The 15,989-nt window shown below is 64.1% G+C and carries 15 protein-coding genes; 4 read left to right on the forward strand and 11 right to left on the reverse strand.

What is annotated here, in order from left to right:
* Positions 1-47: 47 nt before the first annotated feature.
* Positions 48-512 carry a hypothetical protein gene (locus tag LPB04_RS19715; protein ID WP_193686169.1) on the reverse strand — a complete coding sequence of 155 codons (465 nt, stop codon included), beginning with the start codon at positions 510-512 and terminating at the stop codon, positions 48-50.
* 189 nt (positions 513-701) lie between these two features.
* On the opposite strand from LPB04_RS19715, the gene LPB04_RS19720 reads away from it, so the two are divergent.
* The 4 genes from LPB04_RS19720 to LPB04_RS19735 all read left to right on the forward strand — a co-directional run bounded on the left by LPB04_RS19720 (position 702) and on the right by LPB04_RS19735 (position 3,563).
* Complete coding sequence (locus LPB04_RS19720; RefSeq protein WP_193686170.1) at positions 702-1,313, forward strand: hypothetical protein; 612 nt, start codon at positions 702-704, stop codon at positions 1,311-1,313.
* A 141-nt stretch (positions 1,314-1,454) separates the two neighbouring features.
* Positions 1,455-1,703 carry a hypothetical protein gene (locus tag LPB04_RS19725; RefSeq protein WP_193686171.1) on the forward strand — a complete coding sequence of 83 codons (249 nt, stop codon included), beginning with the start codon at positions 1,455-1,457 and terminating at the stop codon, positions 1,701-1,703.
* Between the two features lie 221 nt (positions 1,704-1,924).
* A complete protein-coding gene (locus tag LPB04_RS19730) occupies positions 1,925-3,202 on the forward strand; it encodes an NRAMP family divalent metal transporter (RefSeq protein ID WP_193686172.1) in 1,278 nt (425 codons plus the stop codon).
* A gap of 127 nt (positions 3,203-3,329) precedes the next feature.
* Positions 3,330-3,563 (forward strand): hypothetical protein, encoded by a 234-nt coding sequence (locus tag LPB04_RS19735; protein ID WP_407943907.1) that lies wholly within the window; start codon positions 3,330-3,332, stop codon positions 3,561-3,563.
* Between the two features lie 70 nt (positions 3,564-3,633).
* On the opposite strand, the gene pepA is transcribed toward LPB04_RS19735, so the two are convergent.
* The 10 genes from pepA to LPB04_RS19785 form a co-directional block, all read right to left on the reverse strand.
* Entirely contained in the window at positions 3,634-4,509 is an 876-nt protein-coding gene (gene pepA, locus LPB04_RS19740) for a flocculation-associated PEP-CTERM protein PepA (RefSeq protein ID WP_193686174.1), read from the reverse strand.
* A gap of 226 nt (positions 4,510-4,735) precedes the next feature.
* A complete protein-coding gene (locus LPB04_RS19745) occupies positions 4,736-6,385 on the reverse strand; it encodes a long-chain fatty acid--CoA ligase (RefSeq protein ID WP_193686175.1) in 1,650 nt (549 codons plus the stop codon).
* Between the two features lie 91 nt (positions 6,386-6,476).
* Positions 6,477-6,941: a MaoC family dehydratase gene (locus tag LPB04_RS19750; protein ID WP_193686176.1), complete on the reverse strand. Its 465-nt coding sequence runs from the start codon at positions 6,939-6,941 to the stop codon at positions 6,477-6,479.
* The gene (locus tag LPB04_RS19755; RefSeq protein ID WP_193686177.1) at positions 6,938-8,095 is read right to left on the reverse strand and encodes an acyl-CoA dehydrogenase family protein; all 1,158 of its coding nucleotides are present in this window, start codon (positions 8,093-8,095) and stop codon (positions 6,938-6,940) included. Before LPB04_RS19755 ends, LPB04_RS19750 begins: the two co-directional genes overlap by 4 nt.
* 9 nt (positions 8,096-8,104) lie before the next feature.
* Complete coding sequence (locus LPB04_RS19760; protein ID WP_193686178.1) at positions 8,105-9,295, reverse strand: acyl-CoA dehydrogenase family protein; 1,191 nt, start codon at positions 9,293-9,295, stop codon at positions 8,105-8,107.
* A gap of 262 nt (positions 9,296-9,557) precedes the next feature.
* Positions 9,558-11,825, reverse strand: coding sequence for a carboxy terminal-processing peptidase (locus LPB04_RS19765; RefSeq protein ID WP_193686179.1), 2,268 nt, complete (start codon positions 11,823-11,825; stop codon positions 9,558-9,560).
* A gap of 156 nt (positions 11,826-11,981) precedes the next feature.
* Entirely contained in the window at positions 11,982-12,536 is a 555-nt protein-coding gene (locus tag LPB04_RS19770) for a hypothetical protein (protein WP_193686180.1), read from the reverse strand.
* A 28-nt stretch (positions 12,537-12,564) separates the two neighbouring features.
* Positions 12,565-13,116, reverse strand: a complete 552-nt coding sequence (locus LPB04_RS19775) for a thymidine kinase (protein WP_193686181.1) — start codon at positions 13,114-13,116, stop codon at positions 12,565-12,567.
* Positions 13,117-13,190: 74 nt separating this feature from the next.
* Complete coding sequence (locus LPB04_RS19780; RefSeq protein ID WP_193686182.1) at positions 13,191-13,745, reverse strand: sugar O-acetyltransferase; 555 nt, start codon at positions 13,743-13,745, stop codon at positions 13,191-13,193.
* On the reverse strand, positions 13,746-15,974 hold the full coding sequence (locus LPB04_RS19785) for a penicillin acylase family protein (protein WP_193686183.1): 2,229 nt from the start codon (positions 15,972-15,974) through the stop codon (positions 13,746-13,748).
* Between the last annotated feature and the right edge of the window lie 15 nt (positions 15,975-15,989).

Raw genomic sequence — 15,989 nt, forward strand, 5'->3', positions numbered from 1 at the left:
TAGTCGAAGCCCGGGACCAGGCCCCGCGGCCTGCCCCTTTGCGCCGCCTAGCGCTTGGTCGACAGCGCCACGACTGCTGCCCCCGCCGCAAGGACCAGCGCGTCTTCGATCAGTCCGCTGCGGGTCTGGCCGATGCGCGCCATGGCCCGTTTGCGGCCCGCAAGCGTCAGGTAGGCGAGCGGGACAGCCGTGGCGACTGCGACCGCCGCGCCCGCCTTCTCGCGGCCTTTCGGTGCCAGGGCGGCGCCGGCAATCGCGGCGCTCGCCACGCGCGCCAGCAGGCCCAGGAAGACGGTACGGTCGGGCGCGGATTTCATCTTGTCGCCTGCCAGTTCGCCGGCGCCCATGGCCAGCGCGCCGTACTTGAACAGGGGCCGGTCGAGGAGGAACAGTTCGCCCGGTGTATCGCGGTGGGCCAGGCGGGCCGCGGCGATGGTGGCCATCGGCGTCATCGAGCGCGCGCTGGCGACGGCCCCGATCAGGGCGGAAGGAAGCAGGCTGGGTGTGTTCATCTTGTTTCTCTTTTCTAAAATTGGCATGAGCCGGCCTCTTCTGTGGCGGCTGTCCGATTGTATCGAGCCACCTGCGGCAATGGCGCCACACACGCGCGGGCGCCGGGCAGGGTCGCCGGCTGCGGATGCGTCAGCATTGAGGTTACAATAACGTTACCATATGGCAATGCAACAAGGATTCAATCGGTAATGGCCAGCACGAAAGAAAGAGCAATAAAGCAAGTCGGCTACGTCGCCATCACGACGCTCGTATTCCTTGCGTTTAACTGGGTCAACGAGCTCCTGTTCATTCAGTTCGAACAGAGCAATGGGATCAACTGGGTATTCATTCCCGCCGGGATCCGCCTGCTGGCCACGCTGCTGTTCGGGTTCGCCGGCTTTGTCGGCTTGCTGCTGGCCAGTTTCTACCTCAACTTCCATCACTTCGTGTTCCCGGATGCCTTTCGTGCATTGAGCGGCGCCATGGCGGGTGCGGGCGGCCCTTATCTTGCCTACCTGTTCGCCAAACACTGGTTCGACTTGCAGCCGCGTCTTGGCGGGCTGACCGTCCAGCGACTGCTGTTCACGGGGGTGCTGTGCGGGCTCATGAGTCCCGTCTTTCACCACGCACTCCTGTGGGTTCAGACAGGGCTGGTGGACTGGCTCGCGCTGACGGCGATGATCGTCGGCGATATCGTCGGCATCCTGATCGTCCTGTCCCTGGCAAAGGGCCTGCTCGCGCTGTCCGACCGCTTCGGCCCCGCCGCCCGCATCAAAACCCGGTGGACGCCGCGAGGTCCATCGGATCCGTACGATCCCTGAGACATTTTGTAACGTTTCTTACATGGACAGGCTGGTTGGGGCCAGGCTTTTCGTCTGTAATGAAAGGATTGCCCAATCCGTTCACGACGCCGATGATGACCTTCCCGCCCTTCCCTACAGTGCCCGCCTCGGTCCATCCGCATGAAAGCGACCCTCATCACGCCGTCGGTTCCGAAGCGGGGCAGTGTCGTGCCGGATGACATGAACGAGGGCGCCGAGCAGCGCTACGTGCGCTGCAATCAAACGATGTCGAGGCTGGTCTACCGGGCGCAGGTTGTCCGGCAGGTCTTCGGGACGAACGTGGCCAGGATCTTCATGCGCCTGATGCGGGTCGATGCCGGCGTGGCACGGCGCGTATTGCGCTCGCCCTCGTCCAGGCTCAGGCGCTAGCTCGTCGGCAGGCATGCGGACGCTGGCTCATATAGCGCCGACCCCTGCTCCTGCTAACTTAAGCCAATCTTATCGCGGCATATTGTTACCGACCGGATACGCTTTTGCCAATTCAGCCATGCTACACTGCGCGCCGACCATGAACAGTCCCTCTCTTTACCAATTCCTGCCGGCGCCCTGATCCTTGCGGTCGCGCCGGTGCATACCTGCGCAGGCCGATCATGCCGCTGAAATTTTTCCGCCGTCTCACCGACAACGCCACCCTGAAATCGCTGGGCCCGGGCCTCATTACCGGCGCCGCCGACGACGACCCATCCGGCATCGCCACCTATTCGCAGGCCGGCGCCCAGTTCGGCTTCAATACCCTGTGGACGCTGGTGCTCACCTATCCCTTCATGGTCGGGATCCAGCTGGTCTCGGCGCGCATCGGCCGTGTCACCGGGCGCGGACTGGCCGCCAACATCCGGCGCGCGTATTCGCCGTGGCTGCTGTACATCATCGTCGCGCTGCTGCTGGTGGCCAACGTGATCAACATCGCGGCCGACATCGCCGCCATGGGCGAAGCGGTGCGCCTGCTGACCGGCACCGGCTCCGGCCATCTGTACGCCCTCGCCTTCGGCCTGCTGTGCCTGTCGCTGCAGGTATTCCTGCCCTATGCCAGCTATGTGCGCTACCTGAAATGGCTGACCCTCGGCCTGCTGTCGTATGTCGCCACCGCTTTTGCCGTGCACATGCCCTGGACCGAGGTGCTCGCGCGCACCGTCTGGCCACATTTCACGTTCACCAAGGAATCGGTCGCACTGGTCGTCGCCGTATTCGGCACCACGATCAGTCCCTACCTGTTCTTCTGGCAGGCCTCGCAGGAAGTCGAGGAGATTCGCAATGCGCCGCACACACGCGCGCTGCGCACCCGCCCGCACGACGCCGTCGCCCAGCTCAGGCGCATCAAGGCCGACACCTTCATCGGCATGGGCTTTTCGAACCTGGTCGCCTTCTTCATCGTCCTGACGACCGCGGTGACCCTGGGCGCGCACGGCATCACGGACATCACCTCCTCGAGCCAGGCGGCCGAAGCGCTGCGTCCGGTGGCCGGCGAATTCGCCTTTCTCGCGTTTGCGCTGGGGATCATCGGCACCGGCATGCTGGCGGTGCCGGTGCTGGCCGGATCGGCCGCCTACGCGGTCACCGAGAGCTTCCGCTGGCGTAACGGCATGGACCTGAAAGTGGTCGAGGCGCGCGAGTTCTACGCCATCATCGCGCTGGCGACCCTGGGCGGCGTCCTGCTCGATTTCGCCCCGATCGACCCGATCGCCGCCCTGGTGCTGTCGGCCCAGATCAACGGCGTCATCGCCGTGCCGATCATGGTCGTCATGATGATGCTGGCCCATAACCGCAAGATCATGGGCAAGTACACGCTCAGCACGCGCCACACGCTGCTCGGCTGGTGCGGCATCGCGATCATGCTGGTGGCCGTGGTGGCGATGTTCCTGACCTTGTAGGGCCTGGTATGTTAGGACGCGAACAGTTGGCCCCCGCTGGAACGCTTACTGTGGACCATCAACTTACACAGGGAGAGCAGTCATGCGCACGAAACTTACACTTGCCATCGTATCGGCAGCATTGGTAATGGCGGCCGGTACGGCCAATGCCGGCTGCGGCAAGGGAGCACTGGCGGGGGGCGTGGTCGGTCATGTCGCCGGAAAGCATGGGGTTGCCGGCGCGGCGATCGGTTGCGTGATCGGGCACCATGCTGAAAAGAAGAAGGAAAAGCAGGCTGCGGCGGCGGCGGCAGCGCAGAACAACGCAACTGCGCAAAACAACGCAGCGGCGCAGCAACAAGTCACCAAGCCAAAGAAGTAATGTGACTGGGGAGGCCGTGTCCGGAAGTCGGACAGGGCCTCACCCCTTCCTTGCAATCATCGAAAGACGATCAAGCCTTCGTGTTGCGCTTGCGCATGACGGCGCCGGCGCCCAGCAGGGCGATGCCGAACAGGGCCAGCGAACCCGGCTCTGGCACGTCGACCGGCGGCAGGCCGTTCTCACCCAGCTTCAGTTGGCCATTATTGCTAACGAAGAAATAGCCTGGCGTATTCGCATATCCCTGGCCATTGCAACCATTCCCGCTGAAATTGGCGTACTGGCAAGCCACTTCGTCGACCAGGAGATCGGTCGGATCGCCGACCGTATTGGCGTTGGTGAAGGCAAAGGCCAGGATCGATTCCGTCGACAGGTCGGTGCCATTTTCGCGGAAGAAGTAGCCTGCATCCAGGCTCCCTTGGGCTGCCGACGCCAGCACGGTGATCTGGCCGTTATTGGTTGGCGAGCCGCTCGCATCGACCCGGCCGCCGCCGCCTGCCAGCACACTGAACTCGGCGATCTGGTTGCCGAGGTTGGCGCCATAGATACCGGCTGCGGTGCCGTACTGGTTGGTCGGGTTCTGGAACATGCGGATGGTACCGCCGGTGAACGAGAAGGCGCCGCCGAAGCTGCCGGTGCCGGTCGCTTCAAAGGTCGCGGTGATGTTGCCGCCCGGGTAGTTGATCGGGAACAGCTGGCTGTTGCTGTCGGCCTGCACGATGTTGAACACGCTGTGCTCGGCAAACGAGAAGCTGCTCGCGCCCGTCGGATTGATCTGGATGAACGAATTGCCATTCACGTCCAGGTACTCGTTGACCGTCTGGCCGGACGCAAAGCCGCCACCAGTCGGATTAAACACCCAATTGTTCAGGACGGTTTCCGCATGTGCGGCCCCGGCCATGGTCATCGTCATGGCGGCAGCGGCGCCCAGTGTTTTGAGGAGTTTCATAGATCGGCATTCCTTGCTTGAGTTGGTTGTGCACATACACAAATGTAAACAAGCAAGCGCCATGCCAATTTTTCGCAACTCATAAAAATCAATGACTTGCGCTCAATCGTTACGTGTTTCCCTGAGGAAGTGTAAAGTATTCCGGCATATCATTTAACAAATAATTCGGTGGTGAAACAGGCCGGACAACCCGGAAACGCGTGACGGGCTCCGGCCAGTGGGGCGCTCAGCGCTTGTCCTGCAAGCTCCGCCACTGCACCTTCCCCGTCCCCGACTTCGGCAGGGCCTCGCGGAACTCGACGATGCGCGGACTTTTGTACGCCGCCATGTTCGCATGCGACCAGTCGACGATGTCCTGTTCGCTGACCCGACCGTGAAAGCCGTCCTTCAGCACCACGACCGCCTTCACCGTCTCGCCGCGGCGCGCGTCCACGCCCGACACCACGCAGACCTCGCGGATCGCCGGATGGCGGTACATCAGCGCCTCCACTTCCGCCGGCCACACCTTGTAGCCCGAGGCATTGATCATGCGCTTGAGACGGTCGGTCATGAAGAAATAGCCGTCCTCGTCGACCTTGCCGATATCGCCGGTGCGGAGAAAACGCTTGCCGTCGATCTCGATGAAGGCATCCCTGCTGGCCTCTTCGTTGTTCCAGTAGCCCAGCATCACTTGCGGCCCGTGCACGACGATTTCGCCGACCTCGCCGACGGCCAGCGTGGCGAAAGTATCGGCATCGATCACGCGCGCATCGACGTCCTGGATCGGGATGCCGAGGCATTGCTTCTTCGGGCGATCCGGCGGGTTGATGTGGGTCGGGGCGATCGTCTCCGACATGCCATAGCCCTCGATGTAGTCGATGCCGAGCAGCTCGTGCATCTTGCGGGCAATGGCTTCGGGCATGGCGGCGCCGCCGCCGCTGAGGCGCTTGACGGTGGAGAGGTCGTACTCCATCACACGCGGACTCGAGAGCAGGTCGATCACCATGGTGGAAATCAGCTGGGCTGCGTTCACGCGGTGGCGGCGGATGCATTCGGCGGCCATGTCGCGGTCCCAGCGCGCCAGCAGGACGATGGTGCTGCCGAGGAAAATCGGACCGTTCATGCCGCCCTGCATGCCGGTCACGTGGAACAACGGCAGCACGCTCAGCGCAATCGAGTCCTGCTGCGTCCCGAACCACTGCTGGCCGGCCAGCGCGTTGTACATCACGCTGCGGTGGGTGTGCATGCAGCCTTTCGGCAGGCCGGTGGTGCCCGAGGTATAGGGCATGGCGCACAGGTCGTCCGGGCCGGCGCTGAGCGGCCCCGGACGGCAGCCGCGCGCCAGCATGGCGCTCCACAGGACGACGCCCTCGCCTTCGATGGCGCGGCGCGGGGCGGCGACGAATTCGGGCACGGCGAGATCGGTCGGCGTCGTCAGGTAGTCGGAATAGGCCGCGACCAGCAGGTGGCGCAGGCCCTCCTCGCGCAGCGGCGCGGCCTGCGCGTATAAATCCTGGGGCACGAAGATGGTGGTCGCGCCGGTGTCGCTGACGTAGTGGCGCAGTTCCTCGGTCAGGTTCATCGGGTTGACCGGCACCACGACGGCGTTGGCGCGCAGGATGGCGTAGTAGGCGATGATGAACTGCGGGCTGTTCTGCATGTAGAGCAGGACGCGGTCGCCCGCCTTCACGCCGCACTCCTGCTCGAGGTAGCCGGCGACGCGCTCGACCTGGTCCTTCAGTTCCGCGTAGCTGAGCGGCGTATCGTAGAACAGCACGGCCGGTTTGCCCGGGTAGCGCGTGCTGGAGACATCGAGGTTATAAAACAGGTTCGTTTGCGGGATGGTCAGGTGGCGCGGCAAACCGCGCGGCCAGAAATCGACGTGACGCTCGTGCATATCGGTGTGTCTCCTCGGCTCGTTCGATGCGGCGGGCCATTCCGGCGCCTGGCCGGAATGGCCCGCCGCAAGCTTGCTGCGTTTGCTGCGCTTATTGCCCTGCGCCTTGCGGACGGCGGCGGAACATCGCCATGCCGTCGATCGTGCACACGGGCTCGCCATTCTGGTTGGTCGCGACCCAGGTCGACTTCACGACCCCGCGGTCGGGCTTGGAGCTCGAGGGCTTGACTTCCTTCGTCACATAGCGCACCTGCAGGGTGTCGCCGGCGCGCACCGGCTGCAGCCAGCGCACGCCGTCCAGGCCGGGCGAACCCATGCTCGCTTCCTCGCAGCCCATGCCGTCCAGGACGATGCGCATCATCATCGCGCAGGTGTGCCAGCCGCTGGCGATCACGCCGCCGTAGATCGATTTGGCGGCGGCTTCCTTGTCGATGTGGAACGGCTGCGGATCGAACTGGGTGGCGAAGGCGATGATTTCCTCTTCCGTCACGGTACGCTGGCCGAGTTCGATTTCCTGGCCCGGCACGAAGTCATCGAAATACCATTGCTTTTTCATGCGGCCGTCCTTTCCATGAAACCTGGCTGGGCGATGAAGCGCGCCAGGTGGTGATCGCTGTCGCCCAGCGTCAGTTCGATCGTCGCCAGGCGCTTGAAGTAGTGGGCGGCCGGCAGTTCGTCGGTCACGCCCATGCCGCCGTGCAGCTGCACGGCTTGCTGGCCGACATAGCGTGCGGCCTGGTTGATGCGGTACTTGGCGGCGGAGACGGCGCGGCGGCGCTCGGTTGCTGCACCCTCGGCATCGGGCGAGGCCAGCTTGACGGCCGCCAGCAGCGCCATCGAGCGCGCCTGCTCCAGGTGGATGTACATGTCGGCCATGCGGTGCTGCAGGGCCTGGAACTTGCCGATCGGCGCGCCGAACTGCTGGCGGGTTTTCAGGTATTCCAGCGTCGCTTCGAAGATGGCTTCCATCGCACCCAGCGCTTCCGCGCACAGGAGGCCGGCGCCGTAGTCGAGGGCGGCGTCGAAGATGTCCGCGCCCCTCCCCTCTGCTCCCAGCAGGTTCGCACGCGGAACCTGCACCTTGTCGAAGCGGACGTCGGCGGCGCGCTGGCCGTCGAGGGTGCGATAGTCGGACACGGTGATGCCGGCCGTATCGGCAGGCAGCACGAACAGCGAGACGCCGTCCTGGCCGCGCTGCTCGCCGCTGCTACGGGCGGAGACAACCAGCATCCCGGCCTGGCCGCCATGGAGGACGACTTTCTTTTCGCCGTTCAGGACCCAGCCGTCGCCGTTCGCGTCGGCGCGGGTGGCGATGTCGAACATGTCGTGGCGCGACTGGCGCTCGCCCAGGGCGCAGGCCAGTTTCAGTTCGCCCGTTGCGACTTGCTCGAGCAGGTCGCCGCGTCCGCCGGCCAGGCGCAGGAATTCGGCGCCGAGCACGGTGGCAAAATAGGGCTCGACCACGAGGCCGCGGCCCAGTTCCTGCATCACGACGAACATGTCGACCGCGTTGCCGTTGAAGCCGCCGTGTTCTTCCGGCACCGGCAGCGCCGTCATGCCGAGTTCGGCCAGCGTGGCCCAGGCGGTATCGGAGGTGCCGGTATCGGAATGGATGATGCCGCGGCGGGTCTCGAAGCTGTAATCGCGGCCGATCCAGCGTTTCAGTGCATCCGCGAATTGCAGTTGTTCCTGGTTGAAATTGAAGTCCATGCCTTCTCCTTACAGGCCCAGGATCATCTGGGTGATGATGTTGCGTTGGATCTCGTTCGAGCCGCCGTAGATGGAGGTCTTGCGATAGTTGAAGTAGTGCGACAGCAGCGGCGCGGCGTCATCATCGTCCACCAGGCTGTGCTCGCGCTCGCCCTCGAGATAGGCCGGGTCGAAAGGCAGCGCCATCGGGCCGACGGCTTCGACCATCAGTTCGGACAGCTGCTGCTGGATGTCGGTGCCGCGCACCTTCAGCACCGAAGCTTCCGGACCCGGCCCCTTGTCGGCGCGCGACAATACCCGCAGGACCGTCGTCTCGAGCGCCATCAGTTCGATTTCCAGGCTGGCCAGTTTGGCACTGAACAGCGGGTCTTCGATCAGCGGCCTGCCGTTTTTCCGTTCGCGCGCGGCCAGGGTTTTCAGGAAGGCGAGTTCGCGCTTGCTGCGGCCGACGGCGGCGATGCCCGTGCGCTCGTGGCCGAGCAGGTATTTGGCATAGGTCCAGCCCTTGTTTTCCTGCCCGACCAGGTTCGCCACGGGAACGCGCACGTTGTCGAAGAAGACTTCGTTCACTTCGTGGTCTTCGTCGAGCATGATGATCGGGCGCACCGTGATGCCGGGGCTATGCATATTAATCAGGAGGAACGAGATGCCCTCCTGCTTGCGTACGCCGGTATCGGTGCGCACCAGGCAGAAGATCATGTCGGCGTGCTGGGCCAGCGTGGTCCAGGTCTTCTGGCCATTGACGATGTAGTGATCGCCGTCGCGAACTGCGGTGGTCTTCAGCGAGGCGAGATCCGAGCCGGCGCCCGGTTCCGAATAACCCTGGCACCACCAGTCCTCGCAGGACAGGATGCGCGGCAGGTAATGGGCTTTCTGTTCGGGGCTGCCGAAGGCCATGATGACCGGGGCGACCATGTTGACGCCGAAAGGCATGATCTGCGGCGTGCCGGCGCGCGCGCATTCTTCGTCGAAGATGTGGCGCTGGACCGGGGTCCAGCCCGGACCGCCGAACTCGACGGGCCAGCCGGGTGCAACCCATCCTTTGCTTGCCAAAATCTTGTGCCAGCGTACGCTGTCTTCCTTGTTCAGGCGCAGGTGATGGCGCACCTTGTGCTGCAGGTCCGCAGGCAAGGCCTCCGCCAGGAAGGCCCGCACTTCATCGCGAAATGCCAGGTCGTCGTCCGTGTAAGTCAGGTCCAATTCGGTCTCCTCGTTATTCGTCGCGCCGGGTGAAAAAGCACGATCGTTCACCAAAGATTCTACCCGAAAAAAAGGCGGACTTATCAAATAAAAAAGAGGATGCGATTACCCGGCGGGCAGGACTCCGTAGGGTGGGCTCCGCCCACGCGGTCGTACGTATGCGATCCGATACATGGTTCGTACAGATACCAGTGCATATCGACGCCCAAAAAAAAGAAAGCTCCCGCAGGAGCTTTCTTTGACGACCTTATTTTGCCGCGATTTACTTCTTGACCACGTCCGGGCTGGCCGGCCCCGGCGCCGCCATGTACGGCATCGTGCGCGAGGCCATGCGCGTGTCGGTCTTGAGCATGCCGGCCTCGTCGGCCAGGATGTGGGCCGCTTCCTGCAACAGCACGTCCTTCGCGTCCTTCGCTGCCTTCTCGGCGGCGATCTCGGCCGACAGGGCGCGTTCGTCGGCCTGCAGGCCGTCGTCGCGCTGGCGGCTGCTCGATGCGATCACGGTCTTGGCGGGACGGGTCGGCTCCGGCACCTTGCTGCGTGCTTCCTTGCCGCCCGGCGCCGCCGCCGGTTCGTCCGGGGTGGTGGCGCCCTTGCCTGCCGCCAGGCGTGCTTCGCGCATCTTGGCTTTCGCATCCTGGGCGTCGCGCTCCTTGCGGCGCACGGCTTCGTTCAGCGAGATCGCGTTTTCCTTACGCAGCTTCATCACTTCGGCGATGTCTTCGCGCAGGTCCTGGAATTCCTTGTCCTTGGCGATGCGCGCTTCGTGACGCTTCTGCAGCGGGGCAACGAGTTCCTTCAGGTCGCCCGAGGGCACGTAATTGGCCGGCTTGATCGACACCCAGGGCAAGGCGTTGTCGAACGAGGATTCGCCGAAGCTTTCCGGATCGGTCGTCACCGGCAGCTTGATGTCGGGCGTGACGCCGCGCAGCTGGGTGGTGCCGCCGTTGATGCGGAAGAACTGGGCGATCGTCATCTTGAGTTCGCCATAACGCGTTTTATCCGACTGCGAGAAGCGGTCGAGGTCGATCAGGGTCTGCACCGTGCCCTTGCCGAAGCTCGGTTCGCCGATGATGAGGCCGCGGCCGTAGTCCTGGATCGCGGCGGCGAAGATCTCCGAGGCCGAGGCCGAACCGCGGTTGATCAGGACGCCCATCGGGCCATCCCAGGCCAGGCCGGGCGCGGTATCGCTCTCGACCTCGACGCGGCCTTCGGCGGTGCGCTGCTGCACGACCGGGCCCTTGTCAATGAACAGGCCGGTCAGTTCGACGGCTTCCACCAGCGAACCGCCGCCGTTGTTGCGCAGGTCGATCAGGACGTTGTCGACTTTTTCCTTCTTCAGTTCGCCCAGGATGCGGGCGACGTCGCGGGTGGCGCTCTTGAAGTCCTTGTCGCCCTTGCGGCGCGCTTCGAAGTCCTGGTAGAAGGTCGGCAGCGAGATGATGCCGATGCGCTTGGCGATGCCGTTTTCCTTGACCTGGATGATCGACTTCTTGGCCGCCTGCTCTTCCATGCTGATCTTCTTGCGCACCATCGAGACGGCCACGTGCTTGGCGTCGACGCCCGCGTCGCCGGGGATGATGTCCAGGCGCACGGTCGAACCCTTCTCGCCGCGCACCAGCTGCACCACGTCGTCGATGCGCCAGCCGAGGATGTCGGTAAACGGGCCGTTGCCCTGGGCCACGCCGACGATGCGGTCGCCGACCTTCAGCTTGCCGGATTTGTCGGCCGGGCTGCCCGGCACGATTTCGCGAATCACCGTGTAGTCGTCGCGCGCCTGCAGCACGGCGCCGATGCCTTCCAGCGACAGGCGCATCGCGATGTCGAAATTGTCGGCCGAGCGCGGGCCGAGGTAGTTGGTGTGCGGCTCGATCGCGGTGGCGTAGGCGTTCATGAACATCTGGAACACGTCTTCGTTGTTCAGCTTCTTCATGCGCGAGATGTAGTTCTCGTAGCGCTTGTCGAGCGTCTCGCGGATCGCCTTTTCATCCTTGCCGGCCAATTTGAGGCGCAGCCAGTCGTTCTTGACGCGCTTCCTCCACAGGTCGCGCACCTCGTCCTCGTTCTTCGCCCAGGGGGCTTTTTCGCGGTCGAGCTGCAGGGTTTCGTCGACCGTGAAGTCGAGCTTGGTCTTGAGCAGGCTGCGCGCATAGTTCATGCGGTCGCCAAAGCGCTGCTGGTAGAGGTTGTAGATCGCGAAGGGCTGGGTCAGGTCTTCGTTATTGATGGCGTCGTCGAGCTTGGTGCGCAGTGGCGCGAAGCGGTCGATGTCGGCCTGGGTGAAGTAGAGCTTTTCGCTGTCGAGCGTCTGGAAGTAGTTGTCGAAGATCTTTTCCGACATCGCGTCGTCGAGCGGGGTCGCCTTGTAGTGGTAGCGGCCCAGCACGCGCGAGGCCCACAGCGCGGCTTGCGTCTGCGCGGCGACCGGCTTCATCTGGGTGGACGCGACTTTTTCCGGCTGGGCGGTGACGGCATGCGTCGAGACGGCGCAGGCGGCAGCCAGGGCAAGGATCAACATCTGCTTCTTCATGTAATCGTTCTCCGAACGTGAACTTGATTGACTGCTTGCGCTCGATACCGCAGGTATCCAAAGCGCGCGAACCCATTCTACAGGAACGCGGGCGCGCGTCGAGCCGGCTTGTGCGGGGCGTCGTGACAATATTAAGGCTCCCTTAAGGCTGGGTGATCAGCCTCGTACCAGGCGCAGCAATGCGTCGTGCCAGAGGTATATAGCGCCGGCCACGCCAAGTACAAGGACCCAGGGCCAGGAACGCGCGGCCAGACGCCAATCGACCGGGGACGGCCAGAAGGACAGGAACTGCGGCGCCAGCAGCACCGCCAGCAGCAGGTCGAGCGGCGCGAAGCGCCAGCCGGGACCGGTGCGCCAGGCGGCGACCGCCAGCGGCAACAATAAAATCAGCAGCGGCGCCAGCGCGGCCGGGGCGGCGTTATACCAGCGCAGGTTGGAAAAGGTGACGGAACCGAGCTCCCAGACCTTGCCCTTGCGGCGCGGGAACAGGCTGATATTGGTCGGCTCGGCATTCGTCAGCAGGCCGACGCCGAAATGCGCCAGCTCGTGGCACAGGGTACCCGGCGCGGTGAGGAGAAAAAAGGCCGGGTGCGCGCCGGACAGCATCCAGAACAGGAAAGCCGTCGCCAGCGAGGGCACCAGGTAGAGCAGGAGATCACCGTGGCTGCACAGGAATACAGGCAGGTAGGCCGTGCAGGCGGGCAGGCTCATCCTTGAATCGCGGTGTTACCGGGCGCGCTTATTGCGCATAGAAACAGCGCCCGCAAGCCTGGCGGTAGCTTTCGTTGCCGCCGATGCTGACCTGCTCGCCTTCGCGGATGCGGCGCCCGGCTTCGTCGACGCGCACGTTCATCGTCGCCTTCTTGCCGCAGGTGCAGATGTTCTTGATTTCCTCGATGTCGTCGGCCAGCGCCAGCAGGTAGGCCGAACCGGGGAAAGGATCGCCGCGGAAATCGCTGCGCAGGCCGTAGCAGATGACGGGCACGCCGCGCACCTGCGCCACCTGGTGCAGCTGCTGCACCTGTTCCTTGCTGAGGAATTGCGCCTCGTCGACCAGCACGCAAGACACCTTGGGTGCGGCGGCGAGGAAATTGGTGCCGCCATCGAAGGTATCGACCTCGCGTTGCGGGCCCAGGCGCGAGGTGATCAGGCCGACGCCGTAGCGGTTGTCGATCGCCGCCGTATACAGCTTGACGACCTGCCCCTGCTCTTCATAGTTGTGCGCCACTTGCAGCAGAGCCGTCGACTTGCCGGCGTTCATCGCCGAATACCTGAAATAGAGTTTTGCCACTGCCCTGCCCGTGCGCCAATTGGAATCCGGAAATTATAGCGGTGCAGCGGCGGTGGCGCCAGCTCAGCCGATGCTCAGTCGTTGAGGACCCTGGCAGGATTGCCGGCCACCGTCGCTCCGGCCGGCACGTCGCGCGTGACGACGCTGCCGGCGCCGACGATGGCATCGTCGCCGATGCTGACACCAGGCAGGATGATGGCGCCGCCGCCGATCCAGACGTTCTTCCCGATCGTGACGGGCACACCCTTCTCCAGGCCGCTGCGCCGGACTGCCGGGTCGCGCGGGTGATCGGCCGTGTAGATCTGCACGGCCGGGCCGATACGGGTGTCGTCGCCGATCGACACCAGCGCCGTGTCCAGGATCACGCAGTTGTAGTTGAGGAAGACCCTGGCGCCGAGGCGAAGGTTGAAACCGTAGTCGCAGTAAAAGGGAGGACGCACCATGACGCCCTCGCCTGCCGCCGGCACCCGTTCCTGCAGCAGCCGGTGCCAGACATCGGCCGGCTCGCCCATCGCCGCGTTGTAGCGCGCCAGCCAGGCGGCGCAGGCTGCGAGTTCCACCTGCAGCTCGGGAGCGCTCGGGTGATACAGCTCGCCCGCCAGCATCTTGTCCTTTTCGCTGCCTTCCATTTATTGCCCCGGCCGATAGCTGCGCTCGAGCTGTTTCTGGATGTCTTCCTTGTAGAACAGCACGTCCTTGAACTCGCCGCGGCTGTACATCTCGGCCTGGTCGGCGAAGTGTTTCGAGGCCGGATTGCCGCTCTGGCCGCCGGCCAGGATGCTCTTCGCCTTGAGCTTTGGACCGAACTCGACGACGGCGACAAAGCTGTTGCCGCGGTCGCCGTAGATGCGTTTGGTCTTCTGTTTCGCCACCATGCCGAAGGAAGCGAGCGAGCCCCAGTTGGCCGAGGTGAAGGCCACTGGCCAGCTCGGCTTGCTGTCGTCGTATTCCTGCTGCACATCGCCGCTGATGCGCTGGAAGCGGTTGATCTCGCCCCACGGGGTTTTCCAGGTGCCGAAGTCCTTCGTCAGTTTTTCGCTGGCGCGGCCCAGTGCTTCGAGGCGCTCGTCCGCGGTCAACCTGGTCGTGATGAAGTCGACGGTCGGGATATTCGCTGCCTTTGCCCGCGGCGCGTTCGCCGTCACCATTTCCTGGCCCCAGTAAACCGCCAGTGCCGTCGGCACCGAATTGGCGGCCCAGCGCAGGTCCCAGCCGCGCAGGCTGGCGACCTGCTCGGCAAGCGCCGTCTTGCGCGCGTCGCCGGCCGGCAAGGCGTCGAAGTCTTTCGCCAGCTGCGGCACCAGCGGCTCGAAGGCCGTCAGGTAGGGATCGTAGGCGGTGGCGATCAGGCTGTCGAGGGTCAGGTTCTTCGCATCCTTCAGCACCCGTTCGGCGTGGCGGCCGCGCGCGTTCTCGGGCAGCGACCACATGTAGGCCGGATAGTCCTGCAGTTTCGGGCTGTTCGCGCCCGAGGAGCTGAAGGGCCAGTTGTTGGTGTTCGAGATATAGCCGCTCGCCGGGTTGAACAGCGTGATGGTGTCGCGGATTTCGTGCAGCCCCTGCCATTCGGTAGCCGGGTTGCTGCCGTCGACCGGCTTCGACCAGTCGAACCGCGGGTCGCGTTTCGGAATGAAATTGCCGTGGAAGTAGGCGATATTTCCGTCGGCGTCCGCATACACGGTGTTGTTCGAGGAATTCGTGCGCAGCTCCATTGCCTTGTAGAAGGCGGCGTAATTCTTCGCCTTGGTGCGCGAATACGACTGGGTCAGCGCCTTCACAGGCTCGTCCATCATCCTGACTGCCACCCACTTGCCGTCCTGGCCGCGCACGATCGGGCCGTGGTGGCTGAAATAAGCGGTGATGCTGCGGCTGCCCATGCTGCCGTCCGGCTTCCTGAAAGGCAGCGTCAGCGGGACGGCGCGCAGGGCCCGCTCCTGCCCGCCGTATTTGTAGAAATACTTGCCTTTGCGCTCGACCACCGTTTCCAGGTATTCGTCGATCACGTCGCCGCCGCCCGAGGTGTGCATCCAGCCGGCGCGCTCATTGAAACCCTGGTAGATGAAGAACTGGCCCCAGGTCACGGCGCCGTAGGCGTTCAGGCCCTGCTCGCTCACCATGTGGATCTCGGGGCGGAAGTAGAAGGAGGTATGCGGATTAATCAGCAGCAGCGGATGGCCCGAGGCGGACAGTTTGGGAGCGATCGCGAAGCCGTTCGAGCCGCGCGGCTCGGCGTCCAGCAGATTCCGGTTGTCGGCGAGGGTCGGCTGTAAGGCCTTGCCGTAGAAGGCTTCCAGCTCCTTCAGGTCGATTTCCTCGATGTCGCCGCCGATGCTGCCTTCGCTGAAGGAGAGCGCCATCCACGGCTCGAAGCGGCTCAGGAGCTTCGGTTTGACTTCCGGATGCGTGTGCAGGTAAAAATTCAGGCCGTCGGCCCAGGCAATCATCAAGTCCTTGAGCCAGGCCGGGCTGGCCGCGTACTTCGCCCGCATGTCGTCCGGCCGGATGTAGAGCTTCATGCGCAGGTCGCGCCAGACTTCCTTCTCGCCCTCGACTTCGGCCAGGCGCCCCATCGCGTTGATGTAGTTCAGTTCGACGCGGTTGAAGTCGTCCTCGGCCTGGGCATAGACCATGCCGAACACGGCATCGGCGTCGCGCTTGCCGAAGACGTGGGGAATGCCCCATTTGTCGCGCATGATCGTGACCCGCCCTGCCGTCTTTTGCCAGCGCGCCAGTTCCGCGGCATTCGGCGCCGTTTTGGCGGCGACACCGATCGGCGCATCCTGCACGGCCCAGGCCGGCAGTGCCGCTCCGGCAAGGGTCAGGGCGAAGGTCGAGGAAACGAGGCGGGACAGGATCATGCGGATTCTCCGTGT

It is taken from the genome of Massilia litorea (assembly GCF_015101885.1).
In the GTDB taxonomy this organism is placed as follows: Bacteria; Pseudomonadota; Gammaproteobacteria; order Burkholderiales; family Burkholderiaceae_D; genus Telluria; species Telluria litorea.

Bases quoted from the DNA above. Each gene is read 5' to 3' on its own strand.
- LPB04_RS19725 (WP_193686171.1), top strand. From the start codon at position 1,455: ATGAAAGCGACCCTCATCACGCCGTCGGTTCCGAAGCGGGGCAGTGTC.
- LPB04_RS19755 (WP_193686177.1), bottom strand. From the start codon at position 8,095: ATGGACTTCAATTTCAACCAGGAACAACTGCAATTCGCGGATGCACTG.
- LPB04_RS19780 (WP_193686182.1), bottom strand. From the start codon at position 13,745: ATGGAAGGCAGCGAAAAGGACAAGATGCTGGCGGGCGAGCTGTATCAC.
- LPB04_RS19770 (WP_193686180.1), bottom strand. From the start codon at position 12,536: ATGAGCCTGCCCGCCTGCACGGCCTACCTGCCTGTATTCCTGTGCAGC.
- pepA (WP_193686174.1), bottom strand. From the start codon at position 4,509: ATGAAACTCCTCAAAACACTGGGCGCCGCTGCCGCCATGACGATGACC.
- LPB04_RS19715 (WP_193686169.1), bottom strand. From the start codon at position 512: ATGAACACACCCAGCCTGCTTCCTTCCGCCCTGATCGGGGCCGTCGCC.
- LPB04_RS19750 (WP_193686176.1), bottom strand. From the start codon at position 6,941: ATGAAAAAGCAATGGTATTTCGATGACTTCGTGCCGGGCCAGGAAATC.
- LPB04_RS19785 (WP_193686183.1), bottom strand. From the start codon at position 15,974: ATGATCCTGTCCCGCCTCGTTTCCTCGACCTTCGCCCTGACCCTTGCC.
- LPB04_RS19745 (WP_193686175.1), bottom strand. From the start codon at position 6,385: ATGCACGAGCGTCACGTCGATTTCTGGCCGCGCGGTTTGCCGCGCCAC.
- LPB04_RS19730 (WP_193686172.1), top strand. From the start codon at position 1,925: ATGCCGCTGAAATTTTTCCGCCGTCTCACCGACAACGCCACCCTGAAA.
- LPB04_RS19765 (WP_193686179.1), bottom strand. From the start codon at position 11,825: ATGAAGAAGCAGATGTTGATCCTTGCCCTGGCTGCCGCCTGCGCCGTC.
- LPB04_RS19720 (WP_193686170.1), top strand. From the start codon at position 702: ATGGCCAGCACGAAAGAAAGAGCAATAAAGCAAGTCGGCTACGTCGCC.
- LPB04_RS19735 (WP_407943907.1), top strand. From the start codon at position 3,330: ATGGCGGCCGGTACGGCCAATGCCGGCTGCGGCAAGGGAGCACTGGCG.